This window comes from Paenibacillus profundus, assembly GCF_021369635.1.
Lineage (GTDB): Bacteria > Bacillota > Bacilli > Paenibacillales > Paenibacillaceae > Paenibacillus_B > Paenibacillus_B profundus.
The window spans coordinates 1-19,578 of the sequence record NZ_JAJNBZ010000056.1 but is presented as its reverse complement, the minus strand read 5'-3'; the positions used below and the strand labels follow the sequence as shown (position 1 = coordinate 19,578).

Genomic DNA, 19,578 nt, shown 5'->3' with positions numbered 1-19,578 from the left:
GACCGCCTATGCGTTCGACTTTGAATGCTATCTTCTTTCGTTCAACTTATATAGAAGAGTTATCTTTTCTTCAGCAACCACATTACCTACGTTCGAAGGCTTTTTTCTATAATCTCATCCATGATCTGCTCCACCACCTTCGTCGCGTTCGGCAAGAACGTCAATGCCCTGCTTAATACTTTTATGGAAGCGATGCTGTTGGAACTTCTTCTCGTACACAATCTTGTCCCTGTACCGATGCATGTATTGATGTCCTATTCATCCGGGCCGGGTTGCTTATATTTTTTTGCTCACAGGTCCAAAGCCTCTTTCAAGCGTTCCGTATGAACCCACAAAGATTTTCGCAGGCCCTCCTTATTCACAATGCCTTCCGCAGCAAAGTCGCTTAGCAATTCCGTCACGGTTTCACGAATGCTTCCGGTAATGCTGGCCAACTCCTGATGGGTAAGCTTTACTTCCAGGCAAACCCAATGGGTATCTTGGCTCTCGACTGCCGATTGAGGAGCGCCAAACTTCAAAGAAAGCTTATACAGCAAGTAAAGCAGCCGCTTTCTAGCGCTTCCATAGGCCATCAGCTCGAGCATTTAGGCGTCACTGATTCAAGCTGCTGTAATTGCTCTCTATTCAAATCATGAAAGAGATTGATTCTGGTCAAATATTTGACCTTATCCAAGCAACTCCATCCTCTCCTATTCCACATTGTAGTCTGGACTACATAACATAAGGATTCACCAAATTATACTGTAATGTAAGTGCTGTTTACTGTTCAAATAAAGGAGGGTGGAGTATTTGAATACCCTTATAATTATCATTCAAATCATATTATCATGCATGTTTGCCTTCTCGGCGTCTATTAAGTTACTGCGTACAAAATCCATGGTTCAGCATTGGAACGACTATCAATACCCGATGTGGTTCATGAACATGACGGCTCTCTTAGAGTTAGCCAGGGTAATTGGAGTAATTGCTGCCTTGTGGGTACCGGAGATTTTGAAATATGCCGCAGGCCTTTTTGTCCTCCTGATGATCGGAGCCATACACGCTCATCTATTCCGCGCAAAGCATAAGCCTGTCATGGAAATTAACGCTCTTGTCATACTCTTGTTCTCCATTACGCTCATGGTTGTATAGGAAGTCTACTCCTAGCAGTTCGCCTATTGCTACGGGAACGAATCAAAAGGGTTGGCCTAAGTTATCTAAGATGACTACTTAGGGCCAACCCTTTATACGTTTGTGCTTAGCACATTCCTGCCTCATTCAATACTCAAGCTCAATCTTCTTGCACCACCTGCGTCACCCTTGTAGCCAAGTCCGCAGGCTCTTGGTCCAGCTTCACCTTCGCTTTGCCTTGACGGCGTGCCTCACGCCATACCCGTATGTCCGCTTCACTCTCTAACCGGAGCTCCGCCACTTCTTGGGCCCGATCAAAGAGCGGCTTCGCCGTAAATAGCGCGTGATACACGTAATGGCCACCCGGCACAATCGGCTGCTCCCGCTCCTGCCATTCCTCGACCGTAAAAAGTACATACAGCTCATCCGCCGCCCCGCGGCTGGACTCGATGTATGTAATCTCGCGGCGGGGCAGCACCTTCCATTCCTGCACACGGCCGTAATACCGTATTCCTGCCTCACTCCCAAATTGCTTCATCGATTGATATAACGCCACATATTCAATTTGGGTAAGCTGGCGGTGATCAGTAATCTGCTGCAGCGGAACGTGGTAATAACGATTCGCTAGTGCCGCCTCTAGCTGCTTCACAGCCGTTCGGCCCAAGGCGCCAACGAGCACATTTTTGCCTGCCAGTTTCTCCGTATAGTAATGCTCCGTCCCTCTTGGTCGTGTGGAACGTTCATAGGCTTTTTCCGGACTATCTTCTATAATCTCATCCAGGAACTGCTCCATCAGCTTCGTTGCGTTCGGCAAAAACGGCAACGCCCCGATGTTAATCAATTCGATACTTTTATAGAAGCGATGCTGTTGGAACTTCTCCTCGTCCGCATACGGGAACAATACATACGCCCCGAACATACTGCGCTCATACGTCTGGTTAGCAGTGTCCTCGTACACAATCGCGTCCCGATACCGATGCATCGTATTGATGTCCTCTTCCTCCGGGCCGGGTTGCTTATACTTCGTCCAATAAGGCGTGTCCTTATAGGCAGGATTCAAGCGGTATTTGGCATCAAAAATATATTTGTACTCCGTTGCCGACTCATTCTTCTTCAAGGTTAGCACCGTATCCGGGCGTTGTGATAGCGTCTTGCTAACCTCGCCCGCAGGCAGGGCATTGTAATAGAGCGTAAACTCCTCCCCATTCCGAGGATTGCGGTATTTCACCTTCGCCTTCCGCGACTGGTCCAGCGTCACGAATAGTCCGCCCCGATTCACCTTAATAATATCCTGCTGGATGAGCTCATATTTCTCGCTTAACAAATGGTGTATTTTCAGGAAGCACCAATACTCATACAGCTGCGCTAAATCCTTCATCGACAGCCGGAAGAGGTCCGTCTGAATGGACAATCCTTTCATCAGCATGAGGTAGTAACGGTACACCTCACGATATCCCGGTGCCATCTGCAGCACGAGCGAGATCGACATTTGCCTCATTTCTCCGACCTGAAGAAAATCATGCTGCAGCACTCGTCGAATCTGGTTGTTCATCTGATCAAGCCGACGGAGGAGATGTTCATCTCGTGTTCGTTGCATTTTCATCAAGCTTGCCTTAATGCGCTTCAGCTTCTGCTCAATCCGTAGGAACACCCACCGCACAAAACGGTTCTCGGCCGTATCGAACGACACCTGCCGCCGCTGCTCCAGCAAGTGTGAGGGGGTATAACGTTTATCGTTGATAGTGATGACTCCATTTGGCCCATCTTCTCGGAGCAAGTGAGGACGTTTTGCTAAATATGCCGCATTGCCCTTGTCCGCCCTTCTCACCCGTGCCGCCTCCACCTTGCGGTACTCGCTTTGCAGCTTCGTATGTGGAGCAGCCTGAATGCGTTCCACGGCCTGTACTAGTTGTGCAAACAGATGCTGAAGGATAACGAAAAACTCCGTCAAGCTCTGATGCTTCGTCTCCTTGAGACCACTTAAATGAAAGGTTTTGCGCAAAAAATCAAACGCCAAGTTCGAAATTTGTGCATTCACATCATTCAGAATGAGGAGATAATCGCGTTTGTAGTCCATTTTGGACGGGAAAATTTCAAGCTGGATGCGCAGCACCGATTCTCCGTGCAGTTGAAGCTCCAGCTCCGTTAACCCGATTTCATTCGTAAACCGCAATATACCGGACAGAATTCGGCTCCCTAACGGCCTGACCGCATTCCGTAGCTGGACATGCTCGTGATGGAACGTGAGCGGCAGCTCTTCCTTTTTCTCGACAACTAGCTCATAGGCCTGTGTTTCATAGAACAGCGGTGCCCAAGCATCTCCTTCTTGCCAGAGTCGCATATCGCCATCGACAGGTGAGTATAGATACATCCCTTCCACCTGAATAGGCGATGCAGCGGAAACGTGCACGTGCGCATCCACCAACTCCTGCTCAGCATCGCGATGCAGCTGCAACGTCTCTACAGTAGGATGAAACGGTTTTCCTTGGATATATAGTGTAAACAAGTTCGTGTCGATCCGCAGGAGCTCTACCACTTCCTTAAGAGAGCCAGTATGAGGTGAAGCCATCCTCCTCTAACCTCCCTAGCATGAAGCCAAGCTTACGCGCACTCCGTGGATAACGTGTTTCGGACCAATCTTGTCTCAAATATAATGGAGATGCATCCTCCATATGTTCGTCGATCGAAAAATTCGTCCCCAATGCTTCCTTCATCAGCAAGAGCAACGCTCGCTTAATCGATATGCTGCTGCCCTGAATTCGAGGAAGAAGCTTCTGTAGCAACTGATGGTCAAAGGCCTCGTCTTCGCTCATTAATCCGAACTGCTCGTTGTAGATCATATAGAAGCACACGGCATCCCGAATGCGGAACCCGATATGCGCATGAATGGGCTCAAGAATTTGGTTGATTCGGACCAACTTTTCCGTAACTTTCTCCACCAACTCACGCTGCTCATGGTAAACATCAACTAGCTGCAAATATTCACTACGCAGAAATCCATTAGATACGGGATACATCGAAAGCCCCTCATCCTCTTCTTCAAGGAAAGGGTACTGGTCGAGAGCAATATAGTTGAATTCGATTGTGTTGGCCCGGTCCAATACTTTTTTGCTAAAAGGGTGCGTCGTCTCATCCATGTTCACCGTTCCGATGAGATAGACGTTGTCCGGGATATGTAAATCACCGAAGCGAGCACGATCTTCCTCCTGCGACAGCATCTCCGGCTGCAAGAGCCGTGTTGTCACGATACGAGATCCTCGCCACTCCTGTGTCTCCAACACGCTAAGTACATCACTGAAATAATGCTCCACCCGTGCCAAGTTCATCTCATCCAAGCACACAAAGTAGGGCTTACGCCGATTTTCCGGCTTTAACGCTTCTTCTAATACCAAGGCAAGCGGCCCCGGTCGAAACGCACCGGACAAGTCCTTATAGCCTAACAAATCAGATGGATCGCTCCAGTCCGGCCGAACCGGAATAAGCGTAAATTGCTGATTGCTCGCTATTGCCCCTAACGCCTCAGCAAACAACTTCACCAGCTTCGTTTTCCCTGTACCCGACACCCCTGCCAAAATAACAAAGGGCTTCGTCTTCAGAGATAGGTAGAAGTTCTCGATTAGATGCTCCGGATAAGAGAATCCTTTTTGGCGAATGTAGGTTTGAATACGCTGAAGTTCGTCTGCTACGACGAGAGGAGCTTCCATATCCTCCTGATTGTGCTCCGTTTCATCGTGAGGTATATGCTCTTGATTCATTTGCCCCTCCACGTATTGCTTATAGTTGTCGACGACATTTTGCAAGTCGGCCATCAATTGTTCATCATCTGGAAGCTGATCTCGGTCGTAACGATAGTAGGCGACAGTTGATACTTGATAGTCGTAGCCAAGACCACCAGTTGCAAGGTGAATATGATCATCCTTATTCATTCCCGTTAACGGCAAACTATCACGCACCTCATCTACCTTATGCTGGAGATACTTATACGCCTCTGGCTTACCTCTCTCATTTTTAGGCTCCGTCACCCCTTGATTAAAAGTTAGATACACGGAGCTCATATCTTCTGAAAAGAGGTAAACAATATACTCCCCACGCTGAGTAGAGGTAGTGACTCGATTATCCATAATGGCAATCCAAGGTACGGTCGCCCAATTTCCTTGTCCGACTGAACCTTGAACCTTTAATTGGTCGTGAATAAAGGAAAAACCTGATATCTCATTTGGAATCGTTCTACGTACCATGTTGCCTAATTGATGACTCTTAAACTGCTCTGTCTTGGCTTGTAGATAACCATCCATGACATGTTGGAGTTCCTCTCTTAAGGACCATGTACGGTTTGGTTCTTGATAATATGCTGCTAACTCACGTTCGGCATATTGTTGAAGCTCTACGTGAACCTTCTCACTCCACTGACTTAACAAAGTAGGCTTAAATCCAATGGTCTGGTCTTCTATATCGCGCTCAATGATACTGGATAACGCATTAATGGGATTATCGATTATCGTATGTATTTGATTAATCGTAATATCAGACCAATTAGACGCGACACTTGAAGGTGATGCATCTACACGTTGCCCGTTTCGTTCACGTTCCTGTAACGCCCCTAAAAAGCGTTCTCTTACTTTTGAAAAGAGCACCTTTTCTTGCCCTAACTCCTTCATTTCCTCTAACAACGCAAGGACAAGAACCATCTTATACGATTTTTGTTTATGTTTAAAAATGTTCTGTAGCTCAGTTGGTAAAGTCATGGCGTTCACCCGAATGTAAGTATTGTGGTTATACAAGAAAAACGGAATACTCCTATTGAAGCACTTTATCCTCGCTAGGAATGTACGACTACTTCTATAGACTTATATATGTATGTTTCGAGATTATGGAAGAAGATCCTCTTTCATTGTCGATATAGGACGTATAACGGCGAAAAGAAGCTCAACAGTCCAATGACCGTTGAGCATAGATGGTATATTATGTAAATACTTTATTTTCGTTGTTCATATGATTCCAATTCTTGCTCTGATTTCTGCAAAAAAATCATCATTTTTATACCATCTTGAACCCCTTTTGCATAAAGCCATCCCTTTTGAAGAGATACCATCTGTTCTTGTAAAGCTAACCATTCACGATGCAAACTTTTTTCTTCATTTTTATCTAATCTGTGTATGAATAGATGTTCTAATCGTTTTAGCTTGTTCTTTAGTAGAAGGACATCATGTAACATTTCGGCTTTCCCCGTAAGCAGATCTAGACGCTGACAAAGCGTTTCTTTAACCCAATCCGGCATGATATTTCCTCCAATATTATTTTGCACTGCTGTTATACGCACATGCGTACCAGGACAACATTTATTATATGGTACGTTGATGCGTATAGTCAAACGATGTAAGATCTGGAGGATACAGAAATGACCAAAAAAGTCGTTGTGAAGATTGGTGAACTAACCAAGAAGCATGGGATTTCTCTACGGGAATTATCCCGCTTAGCTGATGTTCGTCATGCTGCTCTAAGTGAGCTTTCGAATGGCAAGCGTTCGAACATTAATTTCGCCCACATCGAAAAAATTGCCGACGCACTCGGCATCGACGATATTAGGGAGATTATTGATTTAGTTGATAATAAATAATTTCATTACCTTAGATTGATTGACTAAATACTTCGTGGTCTTCGGTAACCAGCATAAGGACACATAATATTTTTTCAATTGACGCTCCTGTGTAAGGAGCGCATTGATGGCTGTCATCACTCTGCTTCCATTCCCTCGTTTCATTCACGCTCCTATGTGGAGAGGCCCGGACATCATCATAAAAGTCGAACCATTCTTCGTTGTTTCAATCCACGCTCCCGCGTAGGGAGCGACTTGTGGACAGCAGGGAGAAGGTTAATGATGTTTGGTTTCAATCCACGCTCCCGCGTAGGGAGCGACACGGAATCTCCAGTGACCATCATGGATCCTCTTTAAGTTTCAATCCACGCTCCCGCGTAGGGAGCGACTTTCTTCGGTAATGACGTAGCAATCTCTTGTGCCTGTTTCAATCCACGCTCCCGCGTAGGGAGCGACAGATTTGATATCCTCTGCGTATATAGGCCGCATAGTTTCAATCCACGCTCCCGCGTAGGGAGCGACTCCAAGGAAGGCAACTGTACGCTGGCTGTGCCGAGGTTTCAATCCACGCTCCCGCGTAGGGAGCGACCTGACGGATGCCGAGTACGAACATATCCATACCGTGTTTCAATCCACGCTCCCGCGTAGGGAGCGACCTCTCTCGATAGTGAACGGATTAGCGAATTCTTGAGTTTCAATCCACGCTCCCGCGTAGGGAGCGACACGTAAGTCGTTAACTCGCGACGAGATTATCGAGTTTCAATCCACGCTCCCGCGTAGGGAGCGACGACGCTTCAACCAACGTGTTCGACGAGGTTATGTTTCAATCCACGCTCCCGCGTAGGGAGCGACGCATTACACGATGCAAAAGTGATTAAGGCTTGCTATGTTTCAATCCACGCTCCCGCGTAGGGAGCGACTTATACTGACCGTGGAGAAAGTGACTCGCTGGCTGTTTCAATCCACGCTCCCGCGTAGGGAGCGACCTCAAAGTGCAGTGGAACCCCCTAGATGATGTAGTTTCAATCCACGCTCCCGCGTAGGGAGCGACTATTGCTATCATGTGAGCCTTCCATATTTGTCGGTTTCAATCCACGCTCCCGCGTAGGGAGCGACAAATGCTGAAAGCCAACATGGACGTAAAGGCGAGGTTTCAATCCACGCTCCCGCGTAGGGAGCGACCAAATAAATGCAACATTTCCAGCCGGATTGAGGGTTTCAATCCACGCTCCCGCGTAGGGAGCGACGACGGATGTTGTCGTAAACCCTCGTGACCTGTACGTTTCAATCCACGCTCCCGCGTAGGGAGCGACAAACTCGAGCCACACGCAATTAAGCGAGCAACTGTTTCAATCCACGCTCCCGCGTAGGGAGCGACGCATTGAATCGCGGTGAATCTTCGAGCCATACATAGTTTCAATCCACGCTCCCGCGTAGGGAGCGACTGATCGCGAAATACACCAAAGAACTTGAGCTAGTCGTTTCAATCCACGCTCCCGCGTAGGGAGCGACCGAACATCTCGCGATTCATGTCCGCAAAGTACGCGTGTTTCAATCCACGCTCCCGCGTAGGGAGCGACTTCGTCGGTTCGATTGTCTCCGGTTGGTTGCTTTGGTTTCAATCCACGCTCCCGCGTAGGGAGCGACTATTGACAAATGGGGAAAGTGTCGTTCCATGGTATAGAGTTTCAATCCACGCTCCCGCGTAGGGAGCGACGATAGGGCCACAGCGTAGTTGTAAGTCAGGCTCTGGGTTTCAATCCACGCTCCCGCGTAGGGAGCGACCTGTTTTTTTTGGTACGGCACCTAAAGGCCCAGTGTTTCAATCCACGCTCCCGCGTAGGGAGCGACGGTACCCGTCAAATCCAGCATACCATAAGGGGTTAAACCGCCAAAAGTGCGAACCTCCATTTTTTATAGCCCTATTTCTAATCCGAAACCTGACAAAACGCCGGAAACCCGCGTCCTTAAGCCAGTGCGAACCTCCCAGGAATTTCATGTGAGCTAGAGGTTCGCACTTTTCATATAATGAGCGTGCCTTCCGGATTATAAGTCTCCTTCACCCCAACATGTTCAACCCGATTCGTCCAGTTGTTGCCTAACCGATAATATCGTACACTATCCTTGTTTGAATCAATAATCCCGTCAATATGCTTCTTTAACTGGGCGAACTGCAGCGGATCCAGCTTGCATTCAAATACGGAATTTTGCACCCGCTGCCCTACGTTAACACAAGCCTTCGCCACTTGACGCAATCTTCTTCGACCCTCTGCATCTTGAGTATTCACATCATACGTCACTAATACCATCATATGCTATTCCCTCATTTCCATAGAAATGGCGGATAATCATCAAGATCGCCCCGAATATGACGCGCTAACAGTAATGACTGAACATACGGCAGCAGTCCGATTTTCATTTTCTCTTGCAAGTAGGGATGCACAAGATCGGTCTGCTTACGTTCCTGCCATGCTGCGATCACTTGTTTGCGAGCGTCTTTTTTCAAGATAACGGCTTCATTCTCCTGAATCATAAAATCATCAGCTTGAATTTGCTTGCGATTGACAAGGGACAGAGCCAGCCGATCCACCATATAAGCTCTTAATTCTTCCATCACATCCAAAGCCAGACTAGCTCTGCCGGGCCGATCTCGATGCAAAAAGCCAACAGCCGGGTCCAGACCAACCGTCTCCAGCGCCGACTGCGTCTCCAACATCAAAAACATATATAAGTACGATAGAAGGGCATTCATCCGATCCCGCGGCGGACGCCGATTTCTTCCTCTCATATAGAAGGCTTCTTTTCCCGTTAGAATCAATTCATTCATGGCGCCAAAATACCGCTTGGCCACATCCCCCTCCACACCGCGAACATCTTCTAGCGTGTTCATACGCATTACTTTCGCAATAGAGTGTTTCAATGTATCTGATGTTTGTTTCATCAAGAGATGATCCACTTGCTCGCGATGATCCCGAATTCCTCGGTTCAACACTGCTCTTGAATTGGATACTTTAGCAGCGATGAAGCGTGAGGCCAGCCGCGCACATTCCTCTTCATTATCCGCCAGCCGATATTGCTTGCGCCGCAATAACACATTCCCAGACACCTTCCCTTGAACGCGGGCGATGAACTCTCCATTTTCCTTGAGAAAAGATAGTGCTATCCCTTTTTCCGTACATAAATGCATCGCCCCTGGACTTGCCCCCATATATCCAAATGTTACGATGCCTTCTAGATTGTGAGCCGGTATGCGAAACGTTTCCGTCTGTTCGTTGAAAATAACGATATTCTCACCGTCGCGCTTAATATAGGCTTTCGGAGAGGTTACATACAACACATTCAGCAGCTTGCGCATTATTCGTCCTCCTCCCCTTCGCCTTCATCAGCGAGCAGTTGGTTGAGATATGGCTTTACACTCCGTTTTAATTTAGGAACGCAAATATCCGCCAATGAGCAATTTCGACACTTACTGTTATATTTCGCAACCGGTGTGGACCCTTCATGAAAAAGTTGGTGCATATTTTCGAATAGTGATTGGACTCGTTCTCTTAACGATTCATGAAACGGAACGCTGATTCTCCGCTCCCACTCCTTATAGAAAATAGCTCCTTCTGGAACGATCACCCCTAACATTTCTTCGAGGCACATCGCTTGTGCACACAGCTGCAACTCATCCCAATCACTTGGCTTTGGCTTTCCGCGCTTATACTCTACAGGAAAAGGGAACCACTCCCCATCTCTGTCACTCAACGTTACCCCCTGCTTGGAGCTTCCTGATTCCGAGCGATGATATTCAACGACGTCAGCAACGCCGTATGTACCCAAAGTATAAGAAACTAGAGGAACCGCCCGGCGTATGAGCACGTCCCCTCGCGATTCCTGAAAGTAGACGTCATCTACGCGTTGATGTATTTGCCGCCCTTCATAAGTAAGCACACTTTCAAGCCATTGCTGTTCGACATGTATGAGCGCCCATTGCCTTTCACAAAAGGCGTAATGCTGTATACCCGACAATGACAGTAGTTGCTCTTCCGTGTACTCCATTATCTCTCAATAATCGTGACGCCTTCGGGCAACGAATCTCGTTCAATCGACACTTGGTAGTCCTGATAGGAACGAGCCGGCTGGTCATGTATCTTCTGAACCGTAATACGCTCGAACAATTGGTGCGCAGGGGCTTGTCCAAGTGCCGATTGATGCTCAAATATAACGAGCTTGCGTACGGTCATCTCTCCTCTTGAAGCCGAGCGATCGTGTTCGAACATATTAACAATCGCTTCCCACAATAATTGTAAATCTTCTTCTGTAAAATTTGTCTTGTCTGCAAGGTGAGCAGATACGAAGCCATTCATCCGATACAGCCCGTAAGGAACGATATGCTTCCGTCCCATCTCCCGTTCCTTCTCTTGTCCTTCTTGCGTCACCGCTTGTCTCGTAATCGTCACTTCACTAGCAAATATCGGATCGACACTGCGGGCAAACGTAAATTGCACCGGACCTCGAACCTGACCACAGTTCACCTTCGTCGACATCACCGCGCCAAAGGTGCGGACGTCATAGAAATTGTCGCTCATCCACTGTGTCAACTTACGTGCCTCATCTTTATCCTTCGGTTCCAGCTTAGCCGCCTTCGCCTCATCTTCCTTTCGAAGCGCATAATATGCTTGACGATGCTGTTCGTTCAACACCGCACCCTCCGTGACATAAATGCCGAAGCCTAGCTCTTCACGTTTTACAATTTCAACATAGTTGCGAATCTTGCGCTTCAAGCATACGTCGGTCACAATGCCATGACCTGTTTCCGCATCCATACGCGGTAAGTTTCCTGCATCTGGATCCCCATTCGGATTTCCATTAGTCACATCAAACAAAATCGTAAAATCGTACCGCTTCTCAATCGGTTGGTGCGTTCTCTCATTCGTCATTTTTCTTCTCTCCTTTTTTGAACATCGATTGTTTCTGATGATAGTATCCCAGCATGAATACGCCTTGCTGTTGTAAATTAAGATGACTAGGCAATTGGTCTATGCCAGCCATAATATCTTGAATCTCGCGATCCCGGAAGGAACCGTATTCTGACTTGGACATATGATGCTGCGCTAATTTCAGAAGAACGGGGAACACCGTTCCCGGCGTTCCTGCCGCCGAAGCAAAATAGCGGTCTTTGATCGTGCTGTTCAACTTGTTGTAGCCGCCTGCGGCGTCAATCTGTGCTTTCTCCAATACGGCAAACAGTCTGCCCAGTCGGTACGGAACGTCTTGTGCAGTCGAATTTAATTCCACGGTAACAACCTCCTCCAGTGATGTGTATTTATGAATGCGCGCATAGCGCGCTAAGTAAGCCTTGATAATTGCTGCCCTTGTCGGATTGACTTCACCTTCCACTTTAATTCGGTTCAAGACGGCGGCGAACAACGGATATGGATATAGCGTACCTTCCATAATGGAGCGGAACAGATGCCCGCCGAGCGAAGGTGAGATCGACTTCCATACGTCTTTAGCATCTTTGCGCACCGTTTCCAACAGAATGCGAGTGACCGTTGGAAATAAGTCATGAGCGGCAGGGGGCCTCGTAATCTCTAAATCTCGCGCATGCTTGCTAAATTGATCGAAAAGCTTCTTAAGATTGCCCTGCCAAAAAAAACGTATGCCTACTCTCGCATTGTTCGGAGATAAGCCTAGTACATAGAACGGTCCATTCAGCGCCTTGACCATGGCCGGTGTCAGTTCATCTCCATTGCGAACACGCAGCCATATATCTCGCAGCAAAAGATCCTGCTCCTTGTTCTCTCCTTCTTCCTTGGGAGCATCTACGAAGAATGAACGAAAAAAGTCCTCCGTCTCCTCCTGTACCTCTTCTTGAACATCCCCTTGATCACGGGAGCCGCTCCAAAATACAACCGTCATATCGCCCATATTGGTCAGACGATTCCGGTCCGATGTCAACAGTTGATTCAGCGCTGTCGTATATCCGAACACCGCTTCGTCACTTGTCGGTGCGTTAAAGCTCTGATCCTTGCCATATGATTCAAAAGATTTGCAATTAAAAGATACAATGGATGCCCCAGCCTGTTGCGCGTTCCTTACCCCTTTTATTTTTGTTTCATGAATACGGGCGATGGGTTTGGCAGGTGTACCGGTAATAAGACACTGGCCTACCTGATCAGCCCTTAGCAATAATAGTTCTCTAAATCTAACCCAGTTCTGGCGGATACACTCACTATCATGTACATATTGTCGAAAGCCCTTTACCTTGAAGATCGCCACTTGATTCGTCGTCTTATCCAATATATCCAGCATGGGGGCCACTGTTGGGTGCTCCCTTGCTTGTCGAGGATCCCATTGTTCATAAAAGCGAATGACAGACTGTGCCACCTCTTCTGCCACATTTCCCAGTCCCTCAATATGCAATTGTTTGCTACTCTCAAATTTAGCAATCGCATCAGTTGACTGCTTCTCCCGTTTCTTCTCGGTCACTTTAGGATCCGACGTGACGTAACCCAATAGATACTCAAGTTTGTCACAAAGAAAAAATGACTTGATCCCACTCGACCTTGCTCCTTGTTCAGGAACATTCATCTTGATGGGGACGAGCTTCTTCCCCTTCTCTTCTCGGATATCCAAGATGCGGCTCAAGGATCCATCTGACTCTATCTCCAATACGAAGGCCACATCAGCCATACTAAAAAAGCGCTTGCTAATGCCCGAGTCGGGATCTTGTGACAAATCGACATACCGTTGATACAGCGCTTGCAGAATCACAATGGCTTCACTCCTTCCCGCAATAGATCAGGCACTTCGATAATGCCCTGGTGCATTACCGGACGGTAGAAGAGCGGCTCCATCTCGCGGCTATATTCCATGTCCCATAGCATCCATCCGAGATCCATATCCGTAGCATCACAATAGAATGAATCCGGTAGCACTTCGTCGTCCTCCACATAAGCGAAATGGGCGTCGAATTCCCGGCAACCCAGATATGGCCGATGGAAGCACTGCCCTTGTCTCGCTCGGCGAATAAACATGTTATAGTGCTTCTCGGCGGTATCTGTCTCTCCCGCAACAGAAGTCAGCTCAAAATGCGCTTCAATGAGATACGACGGCTTGCGCAGCATCATCGTCGCCCGCTGCTGCCTCTCCTCCGTTATGACTTGTTGCCCCATCAGCTTCGTGCCTTTCATGGCGGACTTAATCGCACCGGCCGATATTTTCGATTCCAGCTCATTGCGCCGGATCGTATCGAACCGAATTTCATTCAACACATGAATGCGGTCTACGACCCAGCGCAGTGCGGGCTTCCAGTGGATAGCTTCTAGTACGCCACGTGCCGCAGAAGGCGTAATAACATCGTAGCTGACTCGTTCTGCCTTCATTTCCGGTCGAGTGAAGCACGCATACTCTCCCCACACTTGCAATCGAACTCCATATCCCATGGTGTCCCCTCCTTCGAATCAAAGGTTTATATAATGAGATTTTCTAGCTTATGATGCTCGTCCGAGAATGGAATAAGGCCCAGATCGTCTTTGTACCAGTTGCTAACATTCGTTAGTACGAACACGCCTTGACGAATTTCCTCGACTTCCCCAGCTTTCACATAAGCGAGAAATTCCTCTCGATATAACTGAACAGTATAAGGCTGCAGCTTCCGCAGCGATTGCCGTAAATAGAGCGCGGTCTTCAACTCATCCAAATCTTTACGCGCATCTTCATCTCGAGGAACAATGACCGTCTCCATATCGGTGTCAATCAGCTTGAATAGTTGATTAACCTCTTTAAATGGAAATTTCATTTCCCTGGCATGCTCATTCAAGCGGCCTAAAATGTTTTCCTTATCCGTCCGGTCTATGGTTGTGGAAGTTTGGTAGAAATAGAGTTCTGTAAAATATGCTTTTACGGCCTCCATCGACAACCCGCGTTCCTGATACTGCTCCAATATACTTTGCGTTACCGAGCCTGTTAAACGGAACCATCCCGGGGGAAGCCCTTGCTCCAGTTCGAACACATAGACTTCCCCCATCGGCAATTGTCCGTTGCGATTGCAGCGGCCCGCCGCTTGCGCGATCGAATCAAGTCCCGCCAGCTCCCGATAGACCACAGGCAAATCGATATCAACTCCCGCTTCTATTAATTGCGTACTTATGACGCAGCAGCGCAAGCCTGCATCCAACCGCTCGCGGATCGACGCCAGCACCTCCATCCGATGCTTCGCATACATTCGCGCACTTAAATGGAAGATATGCGACTCGTCATCCATCACGTCGGAACGAAGCTGTTGATAGAGCTCCCGCGCCGTCTTTCTCGTATTGACGATACATAGCACTTGGCGGTGTTCCTGCAGCAAACTTGTGAGTCCCGTAATCGATTGCTGTTCCAGTTGATGAATTCGCGTTCGTTGAAATTGTTGATAACGTAGTGGAACATCATGCACCACCTCTCGAATCTGTACCGATTCCGGAAACAGCTGGGCGATTTCTGGCTGTGTCCCCGTACAGAACAAGGCCGTCACACGATAGTTCCGCGCCAATTCCTCCATCGCATATAAGGACGGCTTAAAGAAGTGGCCGTTCATCATTTGCGCCTCGTCAAAAATAACGACACTGTTCGCGATGTGGTGAAGCTTTCTCGATTTCGATCGTTTGTTGGAAAAGAGCGACTCAAAAAACTGGACATTCGTCGTTACGATGACCGGTGCGTCCCAATTTTCCTCTGCTAATTGCATCTTCTGGTTCAACGTACGAACGGGATCATTCTCTTCATCCGTATTTATTTCCCGTTGAATGTTGGAGTGATGCTCTAGCACGGCTTCAGAACCTAATATGCTGCGAAAAATAGCCGCGTTCTGTTCGATTATGGAGGTGTACGGGATCACGTAGATGATTCTTGACAGCCCATAACGTTTGGCATGATGCAGAGCGAAGCCGAGTGAAGCCAGTGTCTTCCCGCTCCCCGTAGGCATATTCAACGTATACATTCCTTGGGGACCCTCGACTGCCTGCAAACATTCGTGCAGCAATTCGTTGCGGTACCGTTCAATGTCGGACTTCGGCACGCTGAATTTGCCCATATGATCGTTATAGCGTTCCAACATTGCATCGATATCTATAGGCATGCTTCGCAGTTCGGACTGTTCCTTATTGCAGTAACGCTCCGTATCTAATGAATCCGCATCCACCAGACAGGAGTACAACATGCGCGTAAACAGAGATAACTGCATGCCGGGGTGCAGCCCCGGAGCAAGCGGCATCCGTTGTGGTCGCCCTGGAGGGGTAATTTCCTGATAAGCGTTCTGATAATCTTCAATAGACTTGCTCAGTCTTCGGACCAAGCAGGAATCCGATCCGGCCTCCGTCCCGCCATCAGGCAGCCCTGAGTGATGTCCTGCAATGATGTAAGCCGGAATCATTCCAACTTTTGAACCCCAATATTCAATTAGTGCTTGGGCGCCGGCTGTCGCATGATCCACTTGTACCGGACTGCCGTTCAGCCTTCGCTGGAACTTGTCCGAATATTTTCCAAGATCATGGAATAGACCGACCGCACGCCCCCATTCACCTGCTCCAAACACGTTGGCAAACTGTTCAGAACGCGCTGCGACTCCTTCTAAATGCTCCTGGAGACGCTGCCACTGCTGCTTGTTCTTCTCTTCCGTCCGATGCGCGTAATACATGATGAGGTAGACCTCCTTTCATAACCGTTAGCGAATCATAAACAACGAATAGATTAATTATGGCAAAATCCTGTGACAAAAGGTCGTCAGCGAATATATGTTCTCTCTATATATTTATCCATCCATTGCTCTAATTGCACCTTCACTTTGTCCCGAATAGCTTTCGGTTCCAATATTTCCGCTGCGGGACCGTACTGATATACCCAGTTCAGAAATTCTCGTTCACGGCTAATCGTGACCTCGAATAGCAAGCCCCCATCCGGAAGATCCGTCATCTTCGGTCGAACAAACATTTCTTCTTCTTTGACGTATCGAGCAACCTCTGCTGAGAATTTCACTTTGAAGCTGATAAGCTCCTCCCCCCGTTCGATGGACCATGTATTTTTCAAATACTGACTTATCGTGAAATCCCCCTTATGAAAACTTTTGTTCGTAAGCTCGACCTTCCTAAACCGACTCAGACGAAATGTCCGAACTTCTCCTTTCAAATGACAATATCCAATTACATAAAAGCGTTGCTCTCGCGGAACCAAAAAATAAGGATCTATTTTTCTGGCAGTCGTTTTGTTCCGGCTCTGTGTATGGTATACCGTATCAATCGTTGTTTGTGATAAACTCGCTTGAATAATCGGATACAAGAAATTATCATTTTGTTCTCGATATGCCGGTGTCCCCATTTGAATGATTTCGGTAATATTTTCAATAATATCTTTGTGACGTGACTTCTCTGTAGCATGTGTAGCCATCACCTTGTTATAAGCAGAATCGAAGTCCGATGGCAATTTACTGGAATCGATAATAGAAGGGAGCATGGAAAATACGAGCGCCTCCTGCTCCGTAAAGTTTAGCGGGTACATTGAAAAATTACCGATAAAACGATACCCTCTTCCATACCCCTCATTGGTAACTGGGGCAATATGGTCCAAAAGTCGTAAATCGCGATAAATAGTCCTGTCTGTAGTTTCACATATATTCGCTAATTCCTTTGCCGATATTCCTGGTCTTGCTTGTATGGCATGGATAATTTTAAAGAAACGAATGATCTTATCCGTCACTCTTCTCCCTCCAAAATCTAGGTCATATTTCCCACATCCCAACATTTCGACAAGAATCCAAGTGTTTCCTCTTAAACCTACAATTTCTTTGTTACGAATGTGCAAAGTTTAATATAGTGGTTCTTTAAATAACCAAGTGTAGTGATGAAAATATTTTAAAAATATGATAGATATATACCTCATCACTATGTATCAACAGTAATTTACTTGTTGTTAGATTAAAAAGTGGACTCGAAGAACCGAGAGTGCGAGAATAAAAGTATTCAAAGTAAGAGGTATCCTGACGTGGTAAAATTATGATCGAGCTTAATTTACAATTGTTGCAAATAATTAGCGACTGGACAAACAGTAGATAGGACTCATAAAATCAAGGGTAGCCGGACCAAACGCTTATAATAAATAAGTTGCTAAGTGCGAACCTCTAGCTCACATGAAATCCCTGGGAGGTTCGCACTGGCATAAGGACAGGGATTCCAGGAGTTTTTCCAGGTTTCAACTAAAGAATGTGCTTGCTAAAAATGGGGGTTCGCGTTTTGGGCTGTATGAACCCTTATGGTAAGCTGAGTTTGAGCGATACTGTCGCTCCTTACGCGGGAGCGTGGATTGAAACCAATCACCAACGCGTGCGGCTTGCCAGCGCGCTGGGTCGCTCCTTACGCGGGAGCGTGGATTGAAACACATAGGCGGAAGCGGGAGGGGCTCCCTCCACTAGTCGCTCCTTACGCGGGAGCGTGGATTGAAACAAAAGGTCGAAGAAGCGATATGCATTGCCGCTCTGTCGCTCCTTACGCGGGAGCGTGGATTGAAACAAAGTTATCTAGGAGGTGAGTTTTCGTGGAAAGAAAGTCGCTCCTTACGCGGGAGCGTGGATTGAAACATAAGGCCCTGCGCTATAAAACAAATCGAATAATTGTCGCTCCTTACGCGGGAGCGTGGATTGAAACTTCTTATATCGGACAATTCTGCCTTTGCCTCTTGTCGCTCCTTACGCGGGAGCGTGGATTGAAACCCCACGCTTAGATGGAATAGCTAACAACTCTTCGTCGCTCCTTACGCGGGAGCGTGGATTGAAACACTTTTTCCGGGTTTTATAATGATTTTACGGGTTTGTCGCTCCTTACGCGGGAGCGTGGATTGAAACGAAACATCGGTGAAACGGCAGGATACAACGTCTCGTCGCTCCTTACGCGGGAGCGTGGATTGAAACATCACTTAACGAACGTGCTATCGCCATCTTGAAAGTCGCTCCTTACGCGGGAGCGTGGATTGAAACCCGATCAGATCCGACGTAATAGAAACAATATGCCGGTCGCTCCTTACGCGGGAGCGTGGATTGAAACTTAAAGTGGACAGATCATAGTCAGTTTCAAAGTAGTCGCTCCTTACGCGGGAGCGTGGATTGAAACAGCTTCGGATCCGAGATGCAAGTCGCGCCATTGGAGTCGCTCCTTACGCGGGAGCGTGGATTGAAACTGTTGAGTTATGGCTTTGTTGAAACCAGTGGATTGAAACTTACGGGGTGCCGGGACTGCCTTCCCGGTGTCCTCGTCGCTCCTTACACGGGAGCGTGGATTGAAACATGATTGGGAATAGTCGCATGTGCTCACCCTCCAGTCGCTCCTTACGCGGGAGCGTGGATTGAAACATATTTCGTGCCACGAAAATCAAGCTTATAGTCGTCGCTCCTTACGCGGGAGCGTGGATTGAAACTCCTATGATTTGGTCCCGGCCAGCGTCGGCCTCCGTCGCTCCTTACGCGGGAGCGTGGATTGAAACAATTTTGTCAAGGAATTTTTCATATCCTACTCTTTGTCGCTCCTTACGCGGGAGCGTGGATTGAAACCAAATCCTCGATAATGTCTTGGTAATCCCGCAGCAGTCGCTCCTTACGCGGGAGCGTGGATTGAAACCAGTTGTTCCCCTCGGTCGTCGTTGTATCCGTCAGGTCGCTCCTTACGCGGGAGCGTGGATTGAAACTCTAATCCTCGATAACTTTTCAGCTTCCCGTTTCGGTCGCTCCTTACGCGGGAGCGTGGATTGAAACCAAAAGTCCCATGTATCACAGACCATAGATGCGAAAGTCGCTCCTTACGCGGGAGCAATGGTATACGTTAACACTTCCTTAGAACCATCTTCACGTATACCGACTG

15 protein-coding genes and 2 CRISPR repeat arrays are annotated in these 19,578 nt (G+C 47.7%); of the genes, 2 read left to right on the top strand and 13 right to left on the bottom strand.

What is annotated here, in order from left to right; genetic code table 11:
• Positions 1-114 precede the first annotated feature (114 nt).
• Together LQV63_RS31615 and LQV63_RS29995 are read right to left on the bottom strand one after the other, a co-directional pair.
• On the bottom strand, positions 115-243 hold the full coding sequence (locus tag LQV63_RS31615; RefSeq protein ID WP_267934261.1) for a hypothetical protein: 129 nt from the start codon (positions 241-243) through the stop codon (positions 115-117).
• A 47-nt stretch (positions 244-290) separates the two neighbouring features.
• Positions 291-584: a helix-turn-helix domain-containing protein gene (locus tag LQV63_RS29995; protein WP_233699456.1), complete on the bottom strand. Its 294-nt coding sequence runs from the start codon at positions 582-584 to the stop codon at positions 291-293.
• Between the two features lie 196 nt (positions 585-780).
• Between LQV63_RS29995 and LQV63_RS29990 the strand changes: the two genes are divergently transcribed.
• Positions 781-1,131, top strand: coding sequence for a DoxX family protein (locus tag LQV63_RS29990; protein ID WP_325175940.1), 351 nt, complete (start codon positions 781-783; stop codon positions 1,129-1,131).
• A gap of 139 nt (positions 1,132-1,270) precedes the next feature.
• Here the strand turns inward: LQV63_RS29990 and LQV63_RS29985 are convergent, their stop codons facing one another.
• The 3 genes from LQV63_RS29985 to LQV63_RS29975 all read right to left on the bottom strand — a co-directional run bounded on the left by LQV63_RS29985 (position 1,271) and on the right by LQV63_RS29975 (position 6,388).
• The gene (locus tag LQV63_RS29985) at positions 1,271-3,679 is read right to left on the bottom strand and encodes a restriction endonuclease-like protein (protein WP_233699454.1); all 2,409 of its coding nucleotides are present in this window, start codon (positions 3,677-3,679) and stop codon (positions 1,271-1,273) included.
• Positions 3,651-5,855 carry an MrcB family domain-containing protein gene (locus tag LQV63_RS29980; RefSeq protein WP_233699453.1) on the bottom strand — a complete coding sequence of 735 codons (2,205 nt, stop codon included), beginning with the start codon at positions 5,853-5,855 and terminating at the stop codon, positions 3,651-3,653. The genes LQV63_RS29985 and LQV63_RS29980 overlap by 29 nt, the downstream gene beginning before the upstream one ends.
• Before the next feature lie 230 nt (positions 5,856-6,085).
• Positions 6,086-6,388: a hypothetical protein gene (locus tag LQV63_RS29975; protein ID WP_233699452.1), complete on the bottom strand. Its 303-nt coding sequence runs from the start codon at positions 6,386-6,388 to the stop codon at positions 6,086-6,088.
• A 120-nt stretch (positions 6,389-6,508) separates the two neighbouring features.
• Here LQV63_RS29975 and LQV63_RS29970 point away from each other — a divergent pair, with 120 nt between their 5' ends.
• Positions 6,509-6,727 carry a helix-turn-helix domain-containing protein gene (locus tag LQV63_RS29970; RefSeq protein ID WP_233699451.1) on the top strand — a complete coding sequence of 73 codons (219 nt, stop codon included), beginning with the start codon at positions 6,509-6,511 and terminating at the stop codon, positions 6,725-6,727.
• A 202-nt stretch (positions 6,728-6,929) separates the two neighbouring features.
• A CRISPR array of direct repeats spans positions 6,930-8,557; the repeat unit is 32 nt; unit sequence GTTTCAATCCACGCTCCCGCGTAGGGAGCGAC.
• 170 nt (positions 8,558-8,727) lie between these two features.
• Here the strand turns inward: LQV63_RS29970 and cas2 are convergent.
• From cas2 to LQV63_RS29930, 8 genes are all read right to left on the bottom strand, one after another.
• Positions 8,728-9,018: a CRISPR-associated endonuclease Cas2 gene (gene cas2 / locus LQV63_RS29965; RefSeq protein WP_233699450.1), complete on the bottom strand. Its 291-nt coding sequence runs from the start codon at positions 9,016-9,018 to the stop codon at positions 8,728-8,730.
• Positions 9,019-9,029: 11 nt separating this feature from the next.
• Positions 9,030-10,061 (bottom strand): type I-C CRISPR-associated endonuclease Cas1c, encoded by a 1,032-nt coding sequence (gene cas1c, locus LQV63_RS29960; protein WP_233699449.1) that lies wholly within the window; start codon positions 10,059-10,061, stop codon positions 9,030-9,032.
• Positions 10,061-10,750, bottom strand: coding sequence for a CRISPR-associated protein Cas4 (gene cas4, locus LQV63_RS29955; RefSeq protein ID WP_233699448.1), 690 nt, complete (start codon positions 10,748-10,750; stop codon positions 10,061-10,063). The genes cas1c and cas4 overlap by 1 nt, the downstream gene beginning before the upstream one ends.
• Positions 10,750-11,631: a type I-C CRISPR-associated protein Cas7/Csd2 gene (gene cas7c / locus LQV63_RS29950; protein ID WP_233699447.1), complete on the bottom strand. Its 882-nt coding sequence runs from the start codon at positions 11,629-11,631 to the stop codon at positions 10,750-10,752. Before cas7c ends, cas4 begins: the two co-directional genes overlap by 1 nt.
• Complete coding sequence (cas8c, locus tag LQV63_RS29945; protein WP_233699446.1) at positions 11,621-13,468, bottom strand: type I-C CRISPR-associated protein Cas8c/Csd1; 1,848 nt, start codon at positions 13,466-13,468, stop codon at positions 11,621-11,623. The genes cas7c and cas8c overlap by 11 nt, the downstream gene beginning before the upstream one ends.
• The gene (cas5c, locus tag LQV63_RS29940) at positions 13,465-14,139 is read right to left on the bottom strand and encodes a type I-C CRISPR-associated protein Cas5c (protein ID WP_233699445.1); all 675 of its coding nucleotides are present in this window, start codon (positions 14,137-14,139) and stop codon (positions 13,465-13,467) included. Before cas5c ends, cas8c begins: the two co-directional genes overlap by 4 nt.
• A 26-nt stretch (positions 14,140-14,165) precedes the next feature.
• Positions 14,166-16,373 (bottom strand): CRISPR-associated helicase Cas3', encoded by a 2,208-nt coding sequence (gene cas3 / locus LQV63_RS29935; protein WP_233699444.1) that lies wholly within the window; start codon positions 16,371-16,373, stop codon positions 14,166-14,168.
• A gap of 86 nt (positions 16,374-16,459) precedes the next feature.
• Positions 16,460-17,428, bottom strand: coding sequence for a helix-turn-helix transcriptional regulator (locus LQV63_RS29930; protein ID WP_233699457.1), 969 nt, complete (start codon positions 17,426-17,428; stop codon positions 16,460-16,462).
• 578 nt (positions 17,429-18,006) lie between these two features.
• Positions 18,007-19,472: direct repeats of the CRISPR family, unit length 32 nt; unit sequence GTCGCTCCTTACGCGGGAGCGTGGATTGAAAC.
• Positions 19,473-19,578 lie beyond the last annotated feature (106 nt).

Coding starts and splice junctions, on each gene's coding strand:
- LQV63_RS31615 (WP_267934261.1), bottom strand. CDS start 243: ATGCATCGGTACAGGGACAAGATTGTGTACGAGAAGAAGTTCCAACAG.
- LQV63_RS29995 (WP_233699456.1), bottom strand. CDS start 584: ATGCTCGAGCTGATGGCCTATGGAAGCGCTAGAAAGCGGCTGCTTTAC.
- LQV63_RS29985 (WP_233699454.1), bottom strand. CDS start 3,679: ATGGCTTCACCTCATACTGGCTCTCTTAAGGAAGTGGTAGAGCTCCTG.
- LQV63_RS29980 (WP_233699453.1), bottom strand. CDS start 5,855: ATGACTTTACCAACTGAGCTACAGAACATTTTTAAACATAAACAAAAA.
- LQV63_RS29975 (WP_233699452.1), bottom strand. CDS start 6,388: ATGCCGGATTGGGTTAAAGAAACGCTTTGTCAGCGTCTAGATCTGCTT.
- LQV63_RS29970 (WP_233699451.1), top strand. CDS start 6,509: ATGACCAAAAAAGTCGTTGTGAAGATTGGTGAACTAACCAAGAAGCAT.
- cas2 (WP_233699450.1), bottom strand. CDS start 9,018: ATGATGGTATTAGTGACGTATGATGTGAATACTCAAGATGCAGAGGGT.
- cas1c (WP_233699449.1), bottom strand. CDS start 10,061: ATGCGCAAGCTGCTGAATGTGTTGTATGTAACCTCTCCGAAAGCCTAT.
- cas4 (WP_233699448.1), bottom strand. CDS start 10,750: ATGGAGTACACGGAAGAGCAACTACTGTCATTGTCGGGTATACAGCAT.
- cas7c (WP_233699447.1), bottom strand. CDS start 11,631: ATGACGAATGAGAGAACGCACCAACCGATTGAGAAGCGGTACGATTTT.
- cas5c (WP_233699445.1), bottom strand. CDS start 14,139: ATGGGATATGGAGTTCGATTGCAAGTGTGGGGAGAGTATGCGTGCTTC.
- cas3 (WP_233699444.1), bottom strand. CDS start 16,373: ATGTATTACGCGCATCGGACGGAAGAGAAGAACAAGCAGCAGTGGCAG.